This window comes from Nocardia higoensis NBRC 100133 (assembly GCF_000308595.1).
In the GTDB taxonomy this organism is placed as follows: domain Bacteria; phylum Actinomycetota; class Actinomycetes; order Mycobacteriales; family Mycobacteriaceae; genus Nocardia; species Nocardia higoensis.
The window spans coordinates 61,942-84,370 of record NZ_BAGA01000116.1; the positions used below are offsets into that span (position 1 = coordinate 61,942).

Sequence of the window (22,429 nt, forward strand, 5' to 3'; positions counted from 1 at the left end):
CGAGATGAGCGGAACTCCGGTGTCCGATCTCCGTCTCGACGTGGATCGGATGAGACGTGCACGTCGAGTTCGCCGGGGCGGAGTGTGGCTACTCGGCCGGTGCGGCGCCGCCCGGGCTTTCCGAGGAGTGTGCCGACGCCGGCACCCGTGCCGATGGTGCTGGTCATGCGGGACCAGGCATCCTTCTCGCGCTCGTACTCGCTTCTGACCGTGGCCTTGCCATCGAACGCGCGAACCTGCCCGCAAGGGATGGCAATGGCCATCGAAGGAGCCGCTGCGCTTCGATGTCCACCCCTCGACCAACCCAGACGGGCAGCTCGACGCGAAGCACCCGCGATGCGGGTGGTCCGGCGGAGCCGAACAGGACAGAATGCCAGACCGGTTGGTTCGGCGCAATACTTCGATGCACGCCAATTCCCGCCGCACACAGCGGTTTCCACGAAATCGCCAGGGGCCGAGCGCCGCGCTGTCGGTGCTCTCGGGTAGAAATCGGGCCAGAGACAGCGACCGCACCGACTCCGAGGGCGACACCCACCCGATGACTGCCAGGCCCGCCACGACCCGCACGCCTGATCCGGCGACGGCGGCGCAGCGCAGGCGGCGGGTCACCGCGGGGCTCGACGAACTCGACATCTGGCTCGCCGATCAGGTGCGCACCGGCCTGGCGCGCATCGACGGATCGGCGAGCGGGTTCGAGGCGATGGCAGCGCGCATGGTCGACGCCCAGGCCCCTGCCGTAGCCGCCCGGCTGCGCGGACTCGCCTACGGCGATCGCGGCGCACCGGACCAGCCGCGCCGTACCCTCGCCGAGCTCGCGGCGCTGCACCTGCTGGTCATCGCGCATCGCGAACTCGACGAGCTGCCCCCGGCGCTCGCCGCCACGGTCCGCACCCACATCGGCTACCCGATGCCCACCGCGACCGTGCGGACCGAGCCCGCGGTGCGCGATCACTGGATGACGCTGGGTATCCGGATCAGCGCCGACGACCGGCTGCACACCCGGCGCACCTGGCTGCGCGGCCGCCACACCCAGCGCTGGGCGCTGCTGGTGGAGCACAGTTTCGGCGACGATCCGGCCTTCCCCGCGACCGCGCCGCCGCCAGGGCGCATGGTCGACGCCGAACTGCACTACTACCCGGGCATCCCGCCGCTGCGGGCGCTGTGGGGTGTGCGGCACGGCGCCGAACAACCGTTCACGACCATTCCCGCGCCTGCTGCCCCCGCACCGGCCGACGCGCCACCCCATGGCACCGACTCGGCCTGCGAGGCGGCGCTGGCCGCCTACACCGAGGCGCTCTCGGCGGACCCGTGGCTGCGCTCGTGGCCGGTGTTGCTGCCCGAAGTGGTCCCGCTCGTCGACGGGGAACGCCGGGCGGTGGTCGATGCGACGGGCGCGGCCCTGCCGCTGACCGGCCCGGTGCCGCCGTGGCGGATGCTCGGGGCCGCGGGCGGACATCCGGTGACGCTGTTCGGTGAGTGGACCGCCGACGGCCTGATCCCGATCTCGCTGCAGGCAGGCGGCGAGATCGTCGATGTGCGGGAGCCGGATACCGCGCCCGAATCCGGGTGGGTCCTCGGCCCGGCCGCCACAGCGGCGCCCGGCCCGGACGAGCTCACCACCACCGCGCTGCTCGGCACGGCCCGGCGGCCACCGGAACCGCGCGATCTGCCCGCTCCCGTGGCCGAACTGGTCGCCGAGCTGACCGGCGATCCGCCGCTCGTGCTGCTCGAAGCCGCGGCGCTGCGCGAGGTCTACGAAATCGCCGCGCGCACCCCGGAGACCGCGACGCCACCGCGCCCCGCACCCGACGACCCGCGCCCGCTCCTGCCCGAGGCCGCCGCGATCCGCCTGTCGGAGCTGCTGCGCGCCCGGTCACCGTTCCTGCCCGAGTGGTTCGAGGCCGCGCTGCCCCACGACTACCGCGCACCGGACGCGCTGTGCGCGCGACTGCTCGAAACCGCGCGGATCGATCCCGCCCTGCGCGACCCGCTGCTGCGCCTGGCCGGGGCGCGCGGGGAATGGCTGGCGGCGCAGCATCCGAGCTGGCACGAACTGCCGGCCGGACAGCGCCGTCCCGACCCGGCGACCGCGCGCGGGCTGCTCGAGCGGGTGCCGCCGGAAGACGCCGATCCGGGCCGGGCCGAGCTGCTCGCCGCGCTCGCCGAGGAGCTCGATCCCGGGGACGAGCCGGTGCTGGAGGCCGCGCTGGACGACCGGCGCGCCGAGGTCCGCCGTCGGGCCGCCGGCCTGCTCGCCCTGCTGCCGGATTCGGCGTTCGCCCGCCGTATGCGGGCGCGGGCGGCGCGCTGGCTGCGGATCGAGCGCTCCGGGGACACCGTGGCGGTGCATGTCGATCTGCCGGAGGAACTCGACGACGCGGCGCGGCGGGACGGCATCACCGACCGCACCGTCGAGTTCAGCTACCGCTGGAACGGCGTCCCCGACCTCACGGCGGGACGGCTGCGGCAGCTGGTGGCGGCCACTCCGGTCGGCTACTGGACCGACGCGGTCGGCGAGCCGCGCGCGGCCCTGCGCGCGCGAATTCCCGACCGTTACCGTCAGCCGTTGCTCGACGGGCTGCTCGACGCCACCCTGCAGCAGCGCGATCCGACCTGGGCCGCGGCCCTGTTCGGCAACGGCGTGCCCTCCGACACCGCGCTGCTGCGCCGCCGCGAGCTGTTCGCACTCATGCCGCAGGCGGCTCGGGTCGCCCATCTGCGCCGCCTGGACAGCGCGTGGCTGTCGGAACTGGAGGCGCTGCTGCCCGCCATGGAGCACCCCTGGCCGCAGGAGCTGGCCCAGCACGTGATCCTCTTGTTGCTGGAGCGGGCGCGGATCGCGGCGCAGAACCGGGGCGGGCACGGCACCGGGCCCGCCGCGCACCGGTCGCTGCTGACCGCGGCCGCGACCCACCTGCCCGTCGACGCCACCGGATCGCTCGCGGTGGCGGCGGGCCGCTGCGCGGATCCGTCCTGGCAGCGGGCCTTCGACCGGCTCACCGACGACCTCAACCACCGCTCGATGATGCTCGAGGAGTTGCGATGACCTCCCCCGACACGACCACCCCCGCAACAACCACCCCCGCAACGACCGCCGCGCCCGACCTGCTCCGCCCACATGCCGAACAGGCCTACGCGGCGGAGTTGCGCGCGCTGGCCGCCGTCGACGAGCGCCCGCGCCCGCCGTCGTGGCAGTTGTCGCCGTGGGCGGTGGTCACCTATCTGCTCGGCGGCACTCTGGACGACGGCACCGTCGTCACCCCGAAATATGTCGGCCCGCGCCGCTTGCTGGAGGTCGCGGTCGCCACGCTGGCCACCGATCGCGCACTGCTGCTGCTCGGAGTCCCCGGCACCGCCAAAACATGGGTTTCCGAACATCTTTCGGCCGCCATCGCCGGGAACTCGACCCTGCTCGTGCAGGGCACCTCCGGCACCACCGAGGAGGCCGTGCGCTACGGCTGGAACTACGCGCGGCTGTTGGCCGAAGGTCCCACCGAGGGCGCGCTGGTGCCCTCCCCCGTGTTGACGGCCATGCGCGGCGGATCCATCGCCCGTATCGAGGAACTCACCCGCATCCCCTCCGATGTGCAGGACGCGCTCATCACGGTGCTCTCGGAGAAGACCCTCCCGATCCCCGAGCTGGGCACGGAAGTGCAGGCCGCCAAGGGTTTCAATGTGATCGCGACGGCCAACGACCGGGATCGCGGCGTGCACGAACTGTCCTCCGCGCTACGCCGGCGCTTCAACACCGTGGTGCTCCCGCTGCCCGCCGACGAGGAGGACGAGGTCGCCATCGTCGCCCGCCGCGTCGAGCAACTCGGCGCCGCACTGGAACTGCCGCCGGTCCCGGCCGCCGCCGAGGAGGTGCGCCGGGTGGTGCGGGTCTTCCGCGAACTGCGCTCCGGCCTGACCGCCGACGGCCGCACCAAACTCAAATCGCCCTCGGGGACCCTGTCGACCGCCGAGGCGATCTCGGTGCTCACCAACGGGATAGCGCTGTCCACCCACTTCGGCGACGGCGTGCTGCGCCCGACCGACATCGCCGGCGCCCTGCTCGGCGCCGTCGTCAAGGACCCGGTCGCCGACACCGCCGTGTGGACCGAGTACCTGGAAGCCGTCGTCCGGGAGCGCCCGGACTGGGCCGAGTTCTACCGCGCCTGCCGCGAGGTCACCGGTTGACCGGGACGACGCGCGCGCCCAGCGCATCCGCGGCGACCGGCCCGGCGGACGACGCCGTCACCCGCGTGTTCGGGATCCGGCACCACGGGCCGGGATCGGCGCGCTCCCTGGCGGCGGCGCTGGCGCGGTTCCGCCCGGACACGATTCTCATCGAGGGCCCGGCCGATGCCGATCCGCTGGTCGCCCACGTCGCTGCCGAAGACATGCAGCCACCGGTGGCACTGTTGGCGTATGTGCCGGGCAATCCCGACCGGGCGGCGTTCTGGCCGTTCGCGATCTTCTCCCCGGAGTGGCAGGCGCTGCGCTATGCGGCCGAACACGCGGTGCCGGTGGGATTCTGCGATCTGCCGGCGAGCATGGTGCTCGCCGCCGGCCAGGCGCCGGGCGATCGCGACGACCCCTTGGCCCGGCTGGCGGCAGCGGGCGGCTACGACGACGCCGAACGCTGGTGGGATGCCGTCGTCGAGTCCGCGCCGGACACGGTACGACGAGCGTGGACCGACCCGGTGTCGGACCGGCGACGCCACGACGAGGGCGCGGGCACCGACACAGCGCCGGACCGGCCACACCACGACGAGGGCACACGCACCGAACCGGTGTCCGACACCGCTGGAACACCGCGATCGGACGCGGACAGCCGCCACCCGACCGGTTCGGTCGACGAAATCCTCTCCGACAGCGACATATTCGACGCATTGACCGAGGCGATGGCGGCCCTGCGCGAGGACGCCGAGCAGATCGACGAGCACACGCTGCGCCGCGAGGCATACATGCGGCAGGTGATGCGCAAGACGCTCGAGAGCGGCGCACGCAGGCTGGCCGTGGTGTGCGGGGCCTGGCACGCCCCCGCGCTGGCGGGCCCCCTCGGACCGGCGGCTCCGGACGCCCGGTTGCTGAAGGGCGCGGCGAAGGTGAAGACCGACCTGACCTGGATTCCGTGGACGCACTCGCGGCTGGCCAGCGCCTCGGGCTACGGCGCGGGCATCGACTCACCCGGCTGGTACCACCATCTGTTCACCGCCACCGAGCAGCCGATCGTGCGCTGGCTGACGCGGGTGGCGGGGGTGCTGCGGGCGCACGATCTGCCGGTGTCGAGCGCGCACGTCATCGAAGCCGTGCGACTGGCCGACACACTCGCGGCCATGCGAGACCGTCCGCTGGCCGGGCTGTCGGAGGTGACCGAGGCCGTGCGGTCGGTGATGTGCGGCGGCGACGACACCATGGTGCGGGTGGTGACCGACGAACTGGTCGTCGGTGAGGCGCTGGGCGCGGTCCCGGAGGCCGTGCCGACGGTGCCGCTGGACGCGGATCTGCGGGCCACCGCACGCAGGTTGCGGTTGAAACAGGAGCCTACCGGACGGGCGATCGACCTGGACCTGCGGAAAGAGCGGGAGCGGGAGCGCTCGCACCTGCTGCACCGCCTGGCGCTGCTCGGAATCCCCTGGGGCACACCGGCAACCAGCGGGGTGCGCGCGACCGGTACGTTCCGGGAGAGCTGGATGCTGCGCTGGCGGCCGGAATTCGCGGTCGCGGTGATCGAGGCGTCGCGGTGGGGCACCACGCTGCGGGCCGCCGCGGAGGCGAAGGTCCTCGACACCGCCGACGGCGCGGACCGCACCCTGGCCGACCTGACCGACGCGCTCGAACAAGCCCTGCTGGCCGACCTCACCGGCGCCGTGCCCGCGCTCATCGGCCGGCGGGCCGAGATCGCCGCGCTCGATCACGACGTCACCCACCTGCTGGCCGCCCTGCCCGGCCTGATCCGGACCTTGCGCTACGGCGACGTGCGCGGCACCGACACCGCCGCGCTGGCCGAGGTGGCCGACGGCCTGCTGGTGCGCGCCTGCGCGGGCCTGCCCGGTGCGGTCACCGGCCTGGACACCGCGGCCGCCGAACAGTTGCGCGCTCTGCTCGACGCCGTCCACCTGGCCATCCACATCCGTGACGACGCCGACGCCACAGCCACCTGGATCGACGCGCTGACCCGGCTGGCCGACCGCGACGGCGTGCACGGCGCGCTGGTCGGGCGGGCGGTGCGGCTGCTCACCGACGCCGGTGTGCTGGCTTCCGAGGAGGCGGCGGTCCGGCTGTCGGCGGCACTGTCGGTGGGCACGACCGCCACGCAGAAGGCGTCGTGGGTCGACGGCTTCGTCGGCGGCCAGGGCCTGCTGCTCGTGCACGACCGCCCGCTGCTACGGCTGATCGACCGGTGGCTGCGCGGGCTCGACGAGGACCAGTTCACGGAAACACTTCCGGTGCTGCGGCGCACCTTCGGAACGTTCGAATCCGGTGAGCGGCAGGCGATCGGGCGGGCCGTGCGCGATTCCGGTGCCCGGGCGCCTGCCCCCGCGGCCGCGGTTGCGGTCATCGACGACGAACGCGGGCGTCGCGCCATGGGCACCGTCGCCGCCCTGCTCGGCATTCGCGGAAAGGACGACAGTGCCGGACATCGATGACACCAGGGCCCGGCGTTGGCGTCTCGTGCTCGGAGCCGCCGCCGAACCCGAACTCGGCGGCCTCGGCACGTCCGAGGACGTGGCGATCGACCGGGCGCTGGGCGCGCTCTACAACACCGACGGCGAACCCGGCGGCGGCGCCCGCGGCGGCGGGCTCGGCGGGTCGGCCCCCAGGGTGGCGCGCTGGCTCGGCGACATCCGCACCTATTTCCCGTCCACCGTCGTCGAAGTCATGCAGCGCGACGCGATCGACCGCCTGGACCTGACCGAACTCCTGCTGGAACCCGAACTGCTCGCGGCCGTCGAACCGGACGTGCATCTGGTCGGCACCCTGATCGGCCTCAACCGCGTCATGCCCGAGACCACCAAGCAGACCGCGCGGGAAGTGGTGGCCAGGGTGGTGCGCCAGGTCGAGGAGCGCATCGCCACCCACACCCGCACGTCTGTCGGCGGCGCACTCGAGCGGGCCGCGCGCACCTCGAGGCCCGCGCCACGAGATATCGACTGGGACCGCACCATTCGCCGCAATCTCGCCAGCTATCTGCCCGAGTACCGCACCGTCGTGCCGAAACACCTGGTCGGCTACGGCCGCAAGAGCCAGGCGGTGCGCCGCGAAGTGGTGCTGGCCATCGACCAGTCCGGTTCGATGGCCGCCAGCGTCGTCTACGCCTCGGTGTTCGGCGCGGTGCTGGCCTCGCTGCGTTCACTGCGCACCCACCTGGTCGCCTTCGACACCGAGATCGTCGATCTGACCGACCGGCTCGACGACCCCGTCGACGTCCTGTTCGGCACGCAACTCGGCGGGGGCACCGACATCAACCGCGCGCTCGCCTACTGCGAGTCGCTGATCACCCGCCCCGCCGACACCCTGTTCGTCCTGGTCTCCGACCTCTTCGAAGGCGGTATCCGCGCCGAGATGCTGCGCCGCGTGCGAGCCATGCGCGATTCCGGTGCGCAGGTGGTCGTGCTGCTCGCTCTCAGCGACGAAGGGGCTCCGGCCTTCGATCACGACAATGCCGCCGCGCTCGCCGCGCTCGGCATCCCCGCCTTCGCGTGCACGCCGGACGCCTTCCCCGACCTGCTGGCCGTCGCCTTCGACCGCGGCGACGTCCGCGCGTGGGCGGATGCGAACGCCGGCCGGGCCGGGCGAGCGTGAAGGATCGCGCGCGACGGATGCGTCGCGCGCTCGCCCGGTGAACTCCGTCAGAGATCGGCGATGGCCGCCAGCGGTGGTGTGCGGGCCGCGCGAATCGCGGGCCACACCGCGGCCAGCACACCCACGACTGCCGCGGAGATGAGCACCGCGATCAGCTGATCCCACGGGACGGCGATCTGGTCGATGCCGAAATCGCGCAGCGTGCGCAGGAATCCGACGCCGAGGCCGAGGCCGAGGATCACGCCGACGATCGCGCCGAACACCGCGATGAGCACCGATTCCAGATAGATCGTGCGCCGGATCTGGGAACGCAGCGCCCCGACCGCGCGCAGCATGCCGATCTCCCGGCGCCGCTCCACCACCGACAGCGCCAGGGTGTTGATGATGCCGAGGATGGCGATCACCACCGCCAGGGCGAGCAGGCCGTAGAGGATGGCCAGCATGGTGTTGATCTGCTGGCCCTGGGCGCCCTTGAACTCCTCGCGGTCCTGGACCTGCACGATCACGAACTGATCGGTGGCATCCTCGAGTTCGGCGCGCAGTGCCGCGGGATCGGCGCCCTCCTTCGCGGTGACCAGGACGAAGAAGTTGCTGCGGAACGCCGGCGGCGTCACCTCGTCGTAGACCGCGGGCGGCACCACCAGTTGCGAGAGCAGCGGGGTGTCCCGGTAGATGCCCGCGACGGTGACCGACACCTTCTGGTTGCGGTCGAGCCCGGTGAGTTCGATGTTCTGCCCCGCGCTCAGACCGCGTTCCTCGGCCTCCTTCTGCGAGACGAGGATGTCGCGGTCGCCGAGTGTGCCGGTGCCCTCGAGTATCTCGTAGTTCAGCGCGCCGCCGATCGGCACATCCGGGGAGACGCCGGTGGTCCGGTCGTCGCCGATGCGCACCGCCACGCCACGGAAACCGACCACCTCCGCGGCATCGGGCACGTTCTGGCGCACCGCGTCCGGCACCGCGAGCGGCAGGCCGATCAACTGCTGCGACGGCCCGACGAGCACGAAATCGGACTGCACGCCCTTGTCGACGAGCACGCCGATGCTCTCCTTGGCCGAGGCGCCGAGCATGCCGATCGCGGTGACCAGCATGAGGCCCAGGGTGAGCGCGAAGGCGGTCGCGGCGGTGCGGCGCGGATTGCGCACGGCGTTGTTGCGCGCCATCCGCCCGACCGGCCCGAAGGGCTTGAAGAGTGCGCCGAGTGCGCCGACCACCGGCTGCGACAGCGCGGGAGAGGCCAGCAGCACCGCCAGGATCAGCGCCAGCGCGCCGATGCCGACGATGGTCGCGGCGGTGCCGCCGGTCGACTGCGCGCCGAGCACCACCAAGCCCGTGCCGATCACCGCGAGAACGACGCCGATGAGGGTGCGGACCTGCAGGGAGTCGCCCGCCGAGGCGAATTCCTCACGCATCGCCTCCACCGGCGGGATCTTCGAGGCCCGCCGCGCGGGCGCGTAGGCACTGATCACGGTGACCAGCAGGCCGACCAGCAGCGCGACCAGCACCGTGCGGGGCAGCACCGCCATCGAACCGGTCGGCACGCCGAGGTCGAAGGCGTTGAGCAGCGTGGACAGCCCGAAGGCCAGGGCGATGCCGCCCGCCAGACCCAGCAGGCTGCCGATCACGCCGATGACCAGCGCTTCGGCGACCACGGAATTGCCGACCTGACGCCTGGAGGCGCCGATGGCTCTCAGCAGCGCCAGTTCGCGCAGCCGCTGGGCGACGATCATCGAGAAGGTGTTGTAGATGATGAAGGTGCCCACGATGAGCGCGATGGCGCCGAAGGCGAGCAGGAAGTAGTTGATGAACTTCAGCGCTTCGGAGATCTGCGCCTGCAGGTCCGCGCGCACCTGCTCGGCATTGCGGACCGCGTAGTCGGGCAGGGCCGCGGCGAGACGGTCGCGCAGTTCGTCGGGGTTCACCCCGGGCGCGGCGGCGATGTCGATGTGCGCCACGTGCGTTCCGTCGGTGAACAATCGGCGGGCCTGCGAATCCTCGAAGAGCAGGCCGACGAACCCACCGGTATCGGTGGGGACTCGGTAGATGCCGGTCACCGTCACGTCGATCACGGGCTGCTGCTGGGCGCCCGCCGAGGGGATCAGGACCTTGGTCCGGTCGCCGACCCGCAGACCGGCCCGTTCCGCGGCGCCGGTGTTGATGGCGACCTCACCGGGGCGGCCGGGCGGAACGCCTTCGACGAAGGTCTCGGTCTCGCCGACGGCCTGGTCCGGCGGGAGGTAGGACGCGCCGACGCTGGGAGCGCCGCCGGTCTGCACCGGCTTCTCCCCCGCCGGGTCGAGCAGCAGGATCACGCCGTTGACCGCGGGGGCCACCGCCCGCACGCCCTCGGTCTGTTTCACCTGCTCGACCACGTCGAGCGGGACGCCGAAGGACTGCATATCCTCCGGGCTCACCCGCACGTCCACGCCCTTGGCCTCGCCGGCGAAGATGCCGTCGAAAGTGCGCTGCAGGGTATCGGTGAAGACGAACGACCCGGCGATGAAGGCCGTGCCGAGCACGACCGAGAGCAGGGTCAGGGCCAGGCGCACCTTGTGCGCGGCCAGGTTGCGCAAGGCGACCTTGCGCATCGGAGACGATGCCATCAGACCTTCTCCAGTGCCTTCATCCGGTCGAGCACGGAGTCCGCGGTGGGATCGCGCAGTTCGTCCACGATGCGGCCGTCGGCCAGGAACACGACGCGGTCGGCGTAGGCGGCCGCGTGCGGTTCGTGGGTGACGATCACGACGGTCTGGTCGAACTCGTCCACGGCGGCGCGCAGGATCGACAGCACCTCGCCGCTGGAGCGGGAGTCCAGGTTGCCGGTGGGTTCGTCGCCGAAGATGATCTCCGGCTTGCCTGCCAGCGCACGCGCGCACGCGACCCGCTGCTGCTGACCGCCGGACAGCTCGCTGGGACGGTGGGTCAGCCGGTTCTCCAGGCCGAGCCGCTTCACCACGGTGTCGAGCCACTCCTTGTCGGCGGTTCGGCCCGCGATGTCCAGCGGCAGGGTGATGTTCTCCTGCGCGGTCAGGGTCGGCACGAGGTTGAACGCCTGGAAGACGAAGCCGATGCGGTCGCGCCGGAGTGCGGTCATCTGCTTGTCGTTGAGGTCGGTCAGGTCGGTGTCACCGATCCGCACGACGCCGGAGGTCGCGCTGTCCAGGCCGGCCAGGCAGTGCATCAGGGTGGACTTGCCCGAGCCCGACGGCCCCATGATGGCGGTGAACTCGCCCTTGGCGAACTCGACGGTGATCCCGTCCAGCGCCCTGACCTGCGTGTCCGCCGAACCGTACAGCTTGGTCACGTCGATGGCGCGCGCCGCTATCTCCCCTGGACGAGCCGGCTCCTCGGATTGCACGTCCACAGCTTGCGAAGTCATGCCCACCAGTCTGTCGTGCCGTCCCGCCGCGCGCCATCGGGGAAATCACCCAGCGTCCCCTGAACGCACGTGCGCGCGAGCTGCGCCGACGGTCTCGGCCGGCGTTCTATCGCAGGATCATCAACGCCGACTTCTCGATGCGGTCGGCGATCTGCGAATACGATCCGTATCCCATCCCCGCGCGGACCAGCGCGCCCGCGTAGAGCAGTTCGAGTGATTCCACGATGTCCGGATCCGCGTCCGGCCCGAGCGCGCGCACGATGCGCTTGCGGATCTCCGCGCCGATCCGATCGCGCAGATGCGCCACATCGGGATCGCGGCCGAGCAGCGCGCTGGTGACCGCCCCGGACAATTCCTGCTCGTCGGCCACCAGCATGGCGATATCGCGCAGCTCGGCGATCACCCGCACCACCGGGTCGCCGGAATCACTGGCCGGGCTCGGCGAGGCCACCAGCCTGCGCCAGAAGATCTCCGCGACCAGATGTTCCTTGGACGAGAAGTAGGTGTAGGCGGTAGCCGTGCCGACCCCGGCCGCCGCGGCGACCAGCCGGATCGTCATGCCCGCGAATCCCTCGCGCGAGAGGACCTCCACCGCCGCCTTCGTCAGCTTGTCGACGGTGTCGGCCTGCTTCCCGCTCAGCCGCCTCCTGGTGGCCTCGACCGGGACGGATTGTTTTTCGGACATGTGTCCAGACAGTATCAGGACAGCGAGCGCCGCATGTTCCCGCGACCGTCGCGCCACGAACGGCACCGCCCGCGAGCCACGGTCAGCTCGCGGCCTCCGGGGATTCCGAAAGCCCCAGCCGCAGGTGTTCACTGTGATAGACGGCCTCGTCGAGCAGTTGCGCGACGTGGTTGTCGTAGAGGCTGTAGACGATGGACCGGCCGGTCCTGGTGCCGACCACCAGCCCGAGATTGCGCAGCAGACGCAACTGGTGGGAGACCGCCGACTGCTCCATGCCGACGGACTCGGCCAGTTCGGTGACGCGCATGGGTTCCTGGCGCAACCGGGTGAGGATCATCAGCCGACTCGGCGTGGCCAGCGCCTGCAAGGTGGTGGCGACCTGGGCGGCGGTCTCGGAGTCGAGGCGCGCGGCCCTGTCGCGTCCGCCGACTCCGTGTCCCATGCCGGCGGATTCTACCCGGCGAACTACATATGAATACATCTTCATTTGTTCTGGTATGTTCTGCGTCGATTCGCTCTGCGTCAGGAGAAACCGTGGCCGTACCGACCATCACGCCATCGCGTCCGGCTCCACCGGATGCCGTACCGTTGCGCCGCACCCGGATCTTCTCGCTGCCCGAGACACGCTGGGCCGCGCTGGCGCTCGGGTTGTTCGCGCTCGGGCTCGGCGCTCAGCTGGCGGGAGCACCGGAGCCGGTGTACTGGACGCTGTATCTGGCCTGCTACGCCGCAGGCGGCTGGGAGCCGGGCCGGGCGGGCCTGCGGGCGCTGCGGAACCGGACGCTGGACGTCGATCTGCTGATGGTGGTAGCCGCGATCGGGGCGGCGGCGATCGGGCAGGTCACCGACGGCGCGCTGCTGATCGTCATCTTCGCCGTCTCCGGCGCATTGGAGGCGCTGGCGACCGCACGCACCGAAGACTCGCTGCGCGGACTGCTCGGCCTGGCCCCGGAGACCACGACCCGCGTCGAGGCCGACGGTCGCGAGCGCCGGGTGCGCGCCGCGGATGTGGAGGTCGGCGACATCCTGGTGGTGCGGCCGGGCGAGCGCATCGCGGCCGACGCGACGGTGCTCGACGGCGGGAGCGAGGTCGATCAGGCCACGATCACCGGCGAGCCGCTGCCGGTGGACAAGACCGCGGGCGACGAGGTGTTCGCGGGCACGCTCAACGGCACCGGCGCCCTGCGCATCCGGGTCGATCGGCGCGCGACGGACTCCGTGCTGGCACGGATCTCGGCGCTGGTCGAGCAAGCGGGCCGCACCAAGGCGAAGACGCAGCTGTTCATCGAGAAGATCGAGCAGCGGTATTCGATCGCCATGGTCGTGGCCACCGTCGCGGTCTTCGCCGTCCCGCTGACGCTCGGCGACACACTGGAACGCGCACTGCTGCGCGCGATGACCTTCATGATCGTGGCCTCGCCGTGCGCGGTGGTGCTGGCGACCATGCCACCACTGCTGGCGGCCATCGCCACCGCGGGCCGCAACGGTGTCCTGGTGAAATCCGCGGTGGTGATGGAACAGCTGGGCGCCGCCGACCGGGTCGCGTTCGACAAGACCGGGACGCTGACCCGCGGCGTCCCCGAGGTGGCCGAGATCGTGTCGCTCGATCCGCGCTTCGACAGCGACGACCTGCTGCGCCTGGCCGCCGCCGCGGAGCAGCTGAGCGAGCACCCGCTCGCCGGGGCGATCCTGCGCGCCGCCCACGATCGAGCGCTCTCGCTGCCCGCCACGACTGGATTCCAGGCCCGCCCCGGGCGCGGCGTCGGCGCGACCGTCGACGGCAGACGCATCGCCGTCGGCTCCCCCGCCGCGCTGCTGCCCGATCGCCACCTTCCCTGGCCCGCCGCGGTCGGGGAATTGCAGGCGCGCGGACACACCGTCGTGGTGGTGACCTGCGAGGACGGGCTCGTGGGTGCGCTGGCCCTCACCGACACCGTGCGCCCGGAGGCCGCGGACGCGATCGCGGCAACCCGCCGGGTCACCGGCACCGAGGCGGTGCTGCTCAGCGGCGACAACGAGGCCGCCGCCGACCGGATCGCCGGCCCGCTCGGCATCGGCGGCGTGCGCGCCGGACTGCTGCCCGACGAGAAGGTCGCCGTTGTGCGCGAGCTGCAGGCCGGTGGGCACCGCGTCGTCGTGGTGGGCGACGGCGTCAACGACGCGCCCGCACTGGCCGCCGCCGACGCGGGCGTCGCGATGGGCGGCGCGGGCTCGGACCTCACGCTGCAGACCGCCGACGCCGTCGTCGTCCGCGACGACCTCCGCGCCGTGGCCGCCGTCATGGCGCTGTCCCGGCGAGCACACCGGGTGGTCGTCGCGAACTTGTGCATCGCCGCGACGTTCATCGGCGTACTGGTGATCTGGGATCTCGTCGGCACCCTGCCGCTGCCGCTCGGCGTGGCGGGCCACGAGGGCTCGACGATCCTCGTCGGTCTCAACGGACTCCGCCTGCTGCGCCGGTCCGCCTGGGACCGGGCGAGCCGCGCCTGAACGATCTCGGCCGAGTACCGCCTTCGGCGCGAACGCGTGCAGGCGTCAGTTCTTGGCGGCGGCGACCCCCGCGCGACGGCCGTAGAAGCTGCCGTCGCCGAGGGAGGCACCGCTGACATATCCCCCCGCGGCGAGACCGGAGGTGCAACGGCCCGCGGCGAACAGGCCGGGGATGGGTTCGCCGCTGACGTGCAGGACGCGCGAATCCAGGTCGGTGCGCAGGCCGCCGAGCGTGAAACCGGCTGTCATACCGCGCAGGTCGAAGCCCGCCAGCGGCGTGCCGATGGGACGCACCCACTCGGGCTTCTTGCCGAGCAACGGGTCCACGCCGTCGGCGGCGTGCCGGTTGTAGACCTCCACGGTGGTCTGCAGCGCGCCGGCGGGCAGGCCCATCTCGGATTCCAGTTCCTCGACCGATTCGGCCGCCCAGGTGGGCGGCTGACGGAAGAAGTGGGTGGCGCTGACGGTCTTCAGCGCTTCCTCGTAGGACTGCTCGTCGATCACCAGGTACGCCTGGTTGTCCTGCTGGATGAGGGTGGCCTGGCCGATGCGGCCCGGGTAGGTGTCCTCGGTGACGTAGCGCTGGCCGCGGCCGTTGACGAGGATGCCGCGCGCCAGCAACTGCGGGTCGGCGATGAAGGCGACCTCGGTGGCGTCCATGTGGGCGAGGTCGGCGCCGAGTGCCTGGGCGACGCGGATGCCGATGCCGTCGTGTTCCTCGATGGCGGCGGCGGGGCGGCCGATCAGGCGGGGCGCGAAGCCCTCGATCATCTCGCCGGCATAGGCGAAGCTGCCGGTGGCCAGGACCACCCCGCGTTCGGCCCTGATCACCACCTCTTTGCCGAATCGGGTGGCGGCGAGGCCGACGACCCGGCCGTCGTCGTCGACGACCAGTCTGCGGATCCTGGTGTCGTACTGCACCCGCACGCCGAGTTCCTCGGCGGTCTCGGCCAACGGCTTCATCAGCATGTAGCCGCCGCCACGCTGAGCGATGCGCTTGTTCGCGTACTGCGGCACGTGGCCGCGCGGCGCGGGCGGGATCTCGGTGTTGAACGGTGCGGCGTTCTCGCCGCCGGAGTACATCAGGCCCTCGTCGTGCGGGGGTTCCCAGCCGGGTTCGCCCCAGAACTCCTCCTTGAACGGCACCCCGCAGGAGACCAGCCAGTTGTAGTGCTCCACCGAGCCACGGCTGTAGTCGGCGATCTTGGCCTTGTCCACGCCGGGCCCGAGCGCGGCGGTGAGGAACTTCTCCATGTTCTCGGCGGTGTCTTCGAAGCCGAGCGCCTGCTGCAGCGGGGTGCCGCCGCCCAGGTAGATGAATCCGCCCGACATCGCCGCGGCCCCGCCCCAGCCGCTGGTGCGCTCCAGGATGAGCACCGACGCACCGGCGCGCGCGGCCTCGATCGCGGCGCACACCCCGGCGATGCCGTATCCGGCGATCACGACATCGGCGCCCGGCCCCCAATCGGTGACCTCGGCGGCACGCAGCGGGCGCAGGGACTTGGCATCGGACATGGTTACCTCGTATCTCGGTCGTGTGCGGTGTCTCGGCCGCCGGGGTGGTGTCCCGGTCGCGAGGCGACAGGCGGGGGTCGGCGGCGGTCGACTCCGGTGGCGGTCAGTTCTGAACGGATTCGGCCGCGGCGGCCCGACTCGCTTCGGCACCATCGGCTTCGGCGGCGCGGCGGGCCTTCTTCCACCGGCCGACCACCGAGCCGACTCGCATGTCGAGCGAGGTGCCACGCGGCCAGCCGACGTAGTGGCACAGGAAGATCGCGATCTCGTGCAGTTGCGCCTCGGTCAGCTCGTCGGATTCGAGCGCGGCGCGCATCTGATCGGCGGCGTCGTCGACGCGGTTCTGCTCGGTGAGCGCGCCGAGCAACAGCAGCTTGCGGTCGCGCTCGCTCAGCCCCGGTCCCGCCGCGCCGGAGCCCTCGCCGGGCAGCGATTCGCCGCCTGCCGCAGCCGGTTCCACTCCTGCCACCGGTTCGCCGCTGCTCATCGGCCCTGCCCTTTCATCGGCCCTGCCTTCCATCAGCCCTGCCCCTTCATCAGCTCCGCGCTTCTCGCGCGAGGGCGCCCGGACCCACGCCGAGCCCCTCACCCAGATTGCGCAAAGCCAGTGCGGCCAGCGGCAATTCGACGCCGAGCCGCTCGCCCAGTCCGAGTGCCAGGCCGAGATCCTTCTCGCCCAGATCGCGCACATGACCGAGGATGGGCAGCCAGAAATCGCCCTCCTGGATCGGCGCGGTGCTCTCGCGCAGCATGATCGCGCCTGCGCCGCCGGTCACCGCGTCGGAATGACGGACCACCTTGCCCAGGGCGGTGATATCGAGCCCGGCCGATTCGGCCAGCCGCTGCGACTCGGTGGCGGCGGTGAAGGCGACGAAGTGCAGCAGGTTGCGGGCCAGCTTCATCCGGGTACCCGCGCCCACCGGACCGGCGTGCACGACCAGATCGGCGAACGAGCCGAAGGGCTCGCGCACCCGCTCGAAGGCGGCCTCCGAGCCACCGACCATGACCGCGAGCCGACCGCTCTTCGCGCCGCCCGCGCCGCCGCTGACCGGCGCGTCCACCAGGTCGACGCCGCGTTCGGCGCAGACGGCGGCCAGTTCTTCGGCGGTGCGGTCGGAGATGGTGGAGTGCACCGCGATCACCGTGCCCGGCTGCGCGCTGCTCAGGATGCCGTCGGAGCCGGTGACCACGCCGCGCACCTGATCGTCGTCGAGCACCGCGACCGAGACCACCTCGGCATCCGCGGCGACGGCGGCCGCGGAATCCACCGCCCTCGCACCGGCTTCGGTGAACGGCGCGACCACGTCGGGACGCATATCGCAGACGGTGAGCCCGCCGGGCCAGGCCAGCAGGCGCTGCGCCATGGGCGCGCCCATATTGCCCAGGCCGATGAAACCGATTCGTTTGTCGCTCATGACCGGATGATCTGTCCGCCGTCGATATTGAAGATCTGCCCGGTCACCCAGGACGCCTCGTCGGAGAGCAGGTAGAGGCAGGCTCCGATGAGATCTTGCGGCGTGCCCATGCGCTTGAGCGGCAGGCGCTTGACCATGTCCTCGACGATACTGCCGGGAGTCACGGTCTTGGTGGCATCGGTGTCGATCGGCCCGGGAGCGATCGCGTTGACGCGGATGTTGTTGCCGCCGAGTTCCACCGCGAGCTGCTGGGTGAGGCTGTTGACCCCGGCCTTGGCCAGGCCGTAGAAGCCGGAGTAGACCCAGGCGGCGGTGGAGGACTGGTTGACGATCGAGCCGCCCGCCTTCTTCATGTGCGGGTAGACCGCGCGGGTCACATTGAGCGCGCCGTCCATGTTCACCGACATGAACCTCTTGTAGTAGTCCCACGGGACGGTGATCAGCAGGTCGAGCTTCATGTCGCCGTAGATGGCGGCATTGTTGACCAGGTGGTCGATGCGGCCGAAGCGCTGCGCGGTGGTTTCGGCGAGCGCGGCGGCGGAATCGGGATCGGCGACGTCGACCTCGGCGAAGATCGCGCTGCCGCCGTTCGCGGTGATATCGGCGGCGACGGTCTTACCCGCGTCGATATTGCGGTCGGCGACAACCACATTCGCGCCCTCGCCGGCCAGGGCGGCGGCGTAGGCGGCGCCGATGCCCTGCGCCGCGCCGGTGACGATGACGGTCCGGTCGGTGAAACGCCCCATATCGGGCTCCTCGAAAGTCGGTGGAACAGTGGGTTGTTCGTTGCTCAGACCGCGGTGGCGATCAGCTTGGTCTCCAGATATTCCTCGAACCCGGCTGTGCCCATCTCACGTCCGATGCCGGACTGCTTGTAGCCGCCGAAGGGCACATCGGCGCTGTACCAGATGCCGCCGTTGACGCCGAGTGTGCCGGTGCGGACACGGTTGGCGACCGCGGCGATGCGCTCGGGATCGGTGCCGTAGATCGAGCCGGACAGGCCGTAGGGGGAATCGTTGGCGATCGCGACGGCCTCGTCGTCGGTGTCGTAGCCGATCACCACCAGGACAGGGCCGAAGATCTCCTCGCGCGCCACCGTCGCGGTGTTGTCCAGACCGGTGATCAGGGTGGGCTCGATGAAGTAGCCGCGGTCGCGGTCGGCGGGGCGGCCGCCGCCGGTCACGATCCGCCCGCCCTCGGCGCGGGCGATGTCGATGTAGTGCTGCACCCGGTCGCGCTGACGCGCGGAGATGAGCGGACCACAGACGGTGCGCTTACTGGACGGATCACCCGGCTCGATCCCGCCCATGGTGGCGGCGGCGATCTGCACGGCCTCGTCGTAGCGGCTGTTGGGCACCAGCAGGCGGGTGCTCAGCGCACAGCCCTGACCCGCGTGCACGCACACCGAGAACGCCGCCATCGACACCGCGGCGCCCAGGTCGGCGTCCTCGAGCACGAGGAAGGCGGACTTGCCGCCCAGTTCCAGGAAGGTCTTCTTGACCGTCGCGGCGGCGGTGGCCATGACGGTACGGCCGGTCGCGGTGGAGCCGGTGAAGCTGACCATGTCCACGCGCGGATCGCCGGACAGCTGACTGCCGAGCTGATGGTCGGCGGAGGTGACGATATTGATCACGCCCGGCGGGATGTCGGTGTGCTCGGCAATGATCGGGCCGAGCACAGCCGCGCACCAGGGTGTGTCGGGCGCCGGTTTGAGCACCACGGTATTGCCCGCGGCCAGCGCGGGGCCGAGCTTGGCGAAGGTGATCTGGTGCGGGAAGTTCCACGGGGTGATCGCGCCGACCACCCCGACCGCCTCCCGGCGCAGCCGCCGGTGGGTCCTGATGCCCATCGGGCTCGCCTCGCCGAGATCGCGCTCCCACTCGTAGCTCGCCGCCAGATTCGTGGGGAATTCCAGGTCCGCGACCGGACCCTCGAGCTGCGGACCGCTGGTCAGCATGACCGGCGCGCCCGCCTCGGCGACGGTGACCGCGCGGACGTCCTCGATCCGCTCCTGGATGGCGGTGCGCAACTGTTCGAGGCAGCGCACCCGGAATTCGTGGTTGGTCGACCAGTCGGTCCGATCGAAGGCGGCCCGCGCGGCGCCGATCGCGGCGTCCATATCCGCGCCCGACCCGTTGGCCGCCGTACCGAGGACTTCCTCCGTGGCCGGGTTCACCGTGTCGAAGTCACCCGCGCCGCCGGGCACCGTCTTGCCGTCGATGAACAGGCGCGTGCCGTCGGTGGGAAGACCGCTCATGATCGCTCCGATGCTGTCTGGACAGGTGTACGGAATATAGTCCAGCTCGCGCGTTCATCGCAAGAACATGTTTCACTGTTGCCGCCTTCACCGCAGGACGGATATGCGATGATCCGGTGGAATCGGTTGCCGTCCCGCACGCCGGACAGGCACGGGATCCACGGTGGACCGGCCGGTCACCACCCGCGAGCACCAGCACCCGGAGAGAGCCGATGACAAGCACCGAGACCACGCCGACGGCCACCCTGCCCGCGCGAGTAACCCCGGAACTGATCGCCCGCCTCACCGCACGGGTCCGGGCAGGCGGCGACACCGACGCCAGAGCGCCGTTCACGCTGACCGAGGTCTATACCGGGGCGGCGTACGGCGAACTGCCCCAGTCGCGCCCGGAGGATGTGGCCGCCGCCTTCGCCACCGCCCGCGCCGCGCAGCGCACGTGGGCCGCCACGCCGCTGAAGCAACGCCTGGCCGTCTTCGCCCGGGCGCACGAGCTCATCCTGACCGAGCGCACGCTGATCGCCGACCTCATCCAGATCGGCTGCGGCAAGGCCCGCAGGATGGCCTTCGAAGAGTCCTGCGACGTGCCGATGATCATCAGCCACTACCTCAAGACCGCGCGCCGAATCCTGAAGCCGCGCAAGCACGGCGGCACGGTTCCGCTGCTGAGCACGTCCATCGAGGAGCATCGGCCCAAGGGCGTGATCGGGGTGATCGCCCCGTGGAACTTCCCGTTCGCACTGGCGCTCTCCGACGCGGTCGCCGCGCTGATCGCGGGCAACGCGGTGGTGCTCAAGCCGGACAACAAGACCGCCTTGTGCGCGCTGTTCGGCGTGGAGCTGTTCCACCGCGCGGGACTGCCCGAGGGCCTGTTCGAGGTGGTCTGCGGCGAGGGCCCCGATATCGGCGGCGACCTGATCGACAACAGCGACTTCGTCATGTTCACCGGCTCCACCGCCACCGGCAGGCTGATCGGCGAGCGGGCCGGGCGCAATCTCATCGGCTGCAGCCTGGAACTGGGCGGCAAGAACCCGCTGATCGTGCTCGACGACGCCGATCTCGACGCGGTCATCCCCGGCGCGGTGTTCGCGACCTTCGCCAATTCCGGGCAGGCGTGCATGCACATCGAGCGGATCTACGTGCACGATCGCGTGTACGAGGAGTTCTTGCGCCGGTTCGTCGAGGCCGCCGCCGAGCTCGGGGCCAAGGCCGGCGCGAGCTACGACTACACCCCGGAGTTCGGATCGCTGATCTCCCCCGACACCTCGCCCGGGTCTCGGCGCACGTGGAAGAAGCGCGGGCCGCGGGCGCGACCGTGCACACCGGCGGCCGGGCCCGCCCGGACATCGGCCCGGCCTTCTACGAGCCGACCGTGCTCACCGACGTCCCCGCGCACGTCGCGCACGCCACCGCCGAGACCTTCGGACCGGTCGTCACCGTCTACCGGGTCGGCTCCGAGCAGGAAGCGATCGACCGCGCCAATGCCACCGAATACGGACTCAACGCGAGCGTGTGGAGTTCGGATCGGGCCAGGGCGCTGCGGGTCGCGCGCCGGCTGGAGGCCGGGAACATCAATATCAACGACGGTTTCGTCACCAGCTACGCCTCCAAGGCAACCCCGTCGGGCGGGGTGAAGAACTCCGGCATCGGGGCCAGGCACGGCGATCAGGGTCTGCTGAAGTACACCGACACCATCAATGTCGGCGTGTTGAAGAGCCAGGTCATGACCGCTCGCGCACAGATGGCCTACGACAAGCAGATCACGTCCACCCTGGCCACCCTGCGGATCATGCGGCGCACCAGGCTGCGCTGATACCGTGGCGCCGGAGCGGGCCGAACGAGCTCGGCCCGCACCTGAACGATCGAGGAGCTATACCAGTGAGCATTCGCGACATCGCGCTGCGGACCCTCTCCGGCGACGAGACCACGCTGGCCGAATTGGCAGGCGACAAGGCGGTACTCGTGGTCAATGTCGCCTCGAAGTGTGGTCTGACGCCGCAGTACACCGGCCTGGTGGAACTGCAGCGCACCTACGGTGAGCGTGGCTTCACCGTCGTGGGCGTGCCCTGCAACCAGTTCATGGGCCAGGAGCCGGGCACCGCCGAGGAGATCGAGCAGTTCTGCTCCACCACCTACGGCGTGGACTTCCCGCTGTTGGAGAAGACCGAGGTCAACGGCGAGGGCAGGCACCCGCTCTACGCGGAGCTGACCCAGGCCGCCGACGCCGAGGGCGGCGCGGGCGACATCCAGTGGAACTTCGAGAAGTTCCTGGTCGACCGCGACGGAAAGGTGGCCGGCCGGTTCCGTCCGCGCACCGAGCCGACCGATCCCGCGGTTGTCGCGGCCATCGAGAGCGCGCTGTAGGGCTGCTCGGCCGGCGCCGCGGAAACCGGCTCGTCGGCCACGAAAGACCACTTGTCGCCACGGAAGATCACTTGTCTTTGCCTTTGTCCTTGTCCTTGCCTTTGCCCTTGCCCGGGTTTCCGTCCGCGGCGGTCGGGACGACCGACGGCGAGACGGTGACCGCGGGCGGAGCGGTGGCGGCAGGCGGGACGGGCTGGGGGACGGTGGTCTGCGGGGATGTCGGGCCGGGCGTCGGCTGATCGCGGGTGCCGACCAGCACGATCGCAACCAGCAGTACCAAGGCCACCGCCGCCCCCGCCACCGCCAGGATCGCGCCCGCGTGCGGACGTGACGGCGACGGGCCGGGCGGCGGGACAGCGGCGCCCGCTCGCGTCCGGCCATGCCCCGGTCCTATCGGAAGCGTCTCGCTGTACCGAGGCGCGGGCCCGAGCGATCCCGGAGCGGCCGACGGCATCCGGGCGGTCGGCGTCGGCCGCACCGGCGCAGCCGACGCGGCCGCACGGTCCGGCGCCGGCGAATGCGCAGCGGGCGCGGCCGAA

The 22,429-nt window shown here is 71.3% G+C and carries 15 protein-coding genes and 2 pseudogenes; 7 read left to right on the forward strand and 10 right to left on the reverse strand.

What is annotated here, in order from left to right; translation table 11 throughout:
- Positions 1 to 538 precede the first annotated feature (538 nt).
- Genes ON26_RS21285 through ON26_RS21300 form a run of 4 tightly spaced genes read left to right on the forward strand, consistent with a single transcriptional unit; the run spans position 539 to position 7,791 of the window.
- Positions 539 to 3,046 carry a DUF5691 domain-containing protein gene (locus tag ON26_RS21285; protein ID WP_040797976.1) on the forward strand — a complete coding sequence of 836 codons (2,508 nt, stop codon included), beginning with the start codon at positions 539 to 541 and terminating at the stop codon, positions 3,044 to 3,046.
- On the forward strand, positions 3,043 to 4,179 hold the full coding sequence (locus tag ON26_RS21290) for an ATP-binding protein (RefSeq protein WP_245545938.1): 1,137 nt from the start codon (positions 3,043 to 3,045) through the stop codon (positions 4,177 to 4,179). The genes ON26_RS21285 and ON26_RS21290 overlap by 4 nt, the downstream gene beginning before the upstream one ends.
- Positions 4,176 to 6,635 carry a DUF5682 family protein gene (locus ON26_RS21295; RefSeq protein WP_040797977.1) on the forward strand — a complete coding sequence of 820 codons (2,460 nt, stop codon included), beginning with the start codon at positions 4,176 to 4,178 and terminating at the stop codon, positions 6,633 to 6,635. Before ON26_RS21290 ends, ON26_RS21295 begins: the two co-directional genes overlap by 4 nt.
- Positions 6,619 to 7,791, forward strand: a complete 1,173-nt coding sequence (locus ON26_RS21300; RefSeq protein ID WP_085999065.1) for a VWA domain-containing protein — start codon at positions 6,619 to 6,621, stop codon at positions 7,789 to 7,791. Before ON26_RS21295 ends, ON26_RS21300 begins: the two co-directional genes overlap by 17 nt.
- Positions 7,792 to 7,838: 47 nt before the next feature.
- Here the strand turns inward: ON26_RS21300 and ON26_RS21305 are convergent, their stop codons facing one another.
- From ON26_RS21305 to ON26_RS21320, 4 genes are all read right to left on the reverse strand, one after another.
- Positions 7,839 to 10,391, reverse strand: a complete 2,553-nt coding sequence (locus ON26_RS21305; RefSeq protein ID WP_040797978.1) for an ABC transporter permease — start codon at positions 10,389 to 10,391, stop codon at positions 7,839 to 7,841.
- Positions 10,391 to 11,167, reverse strand: coding sequence for an ABC transporter ATP-binding protein (locus ON26_RS21310; RefSeq protein ID WP_051027321.1), 777 nt, complete (start codon positions 11,165 to 11,167; stop codon positions 10,391 to 10,393). The genes ON26_RS21305 and ON26_RS21310 overlap by 1 nt, the downstream gene beginning before the upstream one ends.
- 106 nt (positions 11,168 to 11,273) lie before the next feature.
- Positions 11,274 to 11,852, reverse strand: a complete 579-nt coding sequence (locus ON26_RS21315) for a TetR/AcrR family transcriptional regulator (RefSeq protein ID WP_040797979.1) — start codon at positions 11,850 to 11,852, stop codon at positions 11,274 to 11,276.
- Between the two features lie 82 nt (positions 11,853 to 11,934).
- Positions 11,935 to 12,294: an ArsR/SmtB family transcription factor gene (locus ON26_RS21320; RefSeq protein ID WP_040797980.1), complete on the reverse strand. Its 360-nt coding sequence runs from the start codon at positions 12,292 to 12,294 to the stop codon at positions 11,935 to 11,937.
- A gap of 92 nt (positions 12,295 to 12,386) precedes the next feature.
- Between ON26_RS21320 and ON26_RS21325 the strand changes: the two genes are divergently transcribed.
- Entirely contained in the window at positions 12,387 to 14,342 is a 1,956-nt protein-coding gene (locus ON26_RS21325; protein WP_040797981.1) for a heavy metal translocating P-type ATPase, read from the forward strand.
- 45 nt (positions 14,343 to 14,387) lie between these two features.
- On the opposite strand, the gene ON26_RS21330 is transcribed toward ON26_RS21325, so the two are convergent.
- The 5 genes from ON26_RS21330 to ON26_RS21350 all read right to left on the reverse strand — a co-directional run bounded on the left by ON26_RS21330 (position 14,388) and on the right by ON26_RS21350 (position 19,529).
- Positions 14,388 to 15,857: an FAD-dependent oxidoreductase gene (locus tag ON26_RS21330; protein ID WP_040797982.1), complete on the reverse strand. Its 1,470-nt coding sequence runs from the start codon at positions 15,855 to 15,857 to the stop codon at positions 14,388 to 14,390.
- Between the two features lie 103 nt (positions 15,858 to 15,960).
- Entirely contained in the window at positions 15,961 to 16,344 is a 384-nt protein-coding gene (locus ON26_RS21335) for a carboxymuconolactone decarboxylase family protein (RefSeq protein ID WP_051027313.1), read from the reverse strand.
- A gap of 49 nt (positions 16,345 to 16,393) precedes the next feature.
- A complete protein-coding gene (locus ON26_RS21340; protein ID WP_040797983.1) occupies positions 16,394 to 17,272 on the reverse strand; it encodes an NAD(P)-dependent oxidoreductase in 879 nt (292 codons plus the stop codon).
- Positions 17,269 to 18,018 carry an SDR family oxidoreductase gene (locus ON26_RS21345; protein ID WP_040797984.1) on the reverse strand — a complete coding sequence of 250 codons (750 nt, stop codon included), beginning with the start codon at positions 18,016 to 18,018 and terminating at the stop codon, positions 17,269 to 17,271. Before ON26_RS21345 ends, ON26_RS21340 begins: the two co-directional genes overlap by 4 nt.
- A gap of 44 nt (positions 18,019 to 18,062) precedes the next feature.
- Positions 18,063 to 19,529 carry an aldehyde dehydrogenase gene (locus ON26_RS21350; protein WP_040797985.1) on the reverse strand — a complete coding sequence of 489 codons (1,467 nt, stop codon included), beginning with the start codon at positions 19,527 to 19,529 and terminating at the stop codon, positions 18,063 to 18,065.
- A 212-nt stretch (positions 19,530 to 19,741) separates the two neighbouring features.
- Between ON26_RS21350 and ON26_RS21355 the strand changes: the two are divergent.
- Both ON26_RS21355 and ON26_RS21360 read left to right on the forward strand, forming a co-directional pair.
- A pseudogene (locus tag ON26_RS21355) lies at positions 19,742 to 21,339 on the forward strand (succinic semialdehyde dehydrogenase).
- 65 nt (positions 21,340 to 21,404) lie between these two features.
- The gene (locus tag ON26_RS21360; protein ID WP_040797986.1) at positions 21,405 to 21,890 is read left to right on the forward strand and encodes a glutathione peroxidase; all 486 of its coding nucleotides are present in this window, start codon (positions 21,405 to 21,407) and stop codon (positions 21,888 to 21,890) included.
- Between the two features lie 67 nt (positions 21,891 to 21,957).
- Here ON26_RS21360 and ON26_RS34260 read toward each other — a convergent pair.
- A pseudogene (locus ON26_RS34260) lies at positions 21,958 to 22,429 on the reverse strand (hypothetical protein); the annotation flags it as partial.

Coding starts and splice junctions, on each gene's coding strand:
- ON26_RS21345 (WP_040797984.1), bottom strand. CDS start 18,018: ATGGGGCGTTTCACCGACCGGACCGTCATCGTCACCGGCGCGGCGCAG.
- ON26_RS21315 (WP_040797979.1), bottom strand. CDS start 11,852: ATGTCCGAAAAACAATCCGTCCCGGTCGAGGCCACCAGGAGGCGGCTG.
- ON26_RS21335 (WP_051027313.1), bottom strand. CDS start 16,344: ATGAGCAGCGGCGAACCGGTGGCAGGAGTGGAACCGGCTGCGGCAGGC.
- ON26_RS21285 (WP_040797976.1), top strand. CDS start 539: ATGACTGCCAGGCCCGCCACGACCCGCACGCCTGATCCGGCGACGGCG.
- ON26_RS21330 (WP_040797982.1), bottom strand. CDS start 15,857: ATGTCCGATGCCAAGTCCCTGCGCCCGCTGCGTGCCGCCGAGGTCACC.
- ON26_RS21340 (WP_040797983.1), bottom strand. CDS start 17,272: ATGAGCGACAAACGAATCGGTTTCATCGGCCTGGGCAATATGGGCGCG.
- ON26_RS21350 (WP_040797985.1), bottom strand. CDS start 19,529: ATGAGCGGTCTTCCCACCGACGGCACGCGCCTGTTCATCGACGGCAAG.
- ON26_RS21290 (WP_245545938.1), top strand. CDS start 3,043: ATGACCTCCCCCGACACGACCACCCCCGCAACAACCACCCCCGCAACG.
- ON26_RS21320 (WP_040797980.1), bottom strand. CDS start 12,294: ATGGGACACGGAGTCGGCGGACGCGACAGGGCCGCGCGCCTCGACTCC.
- ON26_RS21310 (WP_051027321.1), bottom strand. CDS start 11,167: ATGACTTCGCAAGCTGTGGACGTGCAATCCGAGGAGCCGGCTCGTCCA.
- ON26_RS21305 (WP_040797978.1), bottom strand. CDS start 10,391: ATGGCATCGTCTCCGATGCGCAAGGTCGCCTTGCGCAACCTGGCCGCG.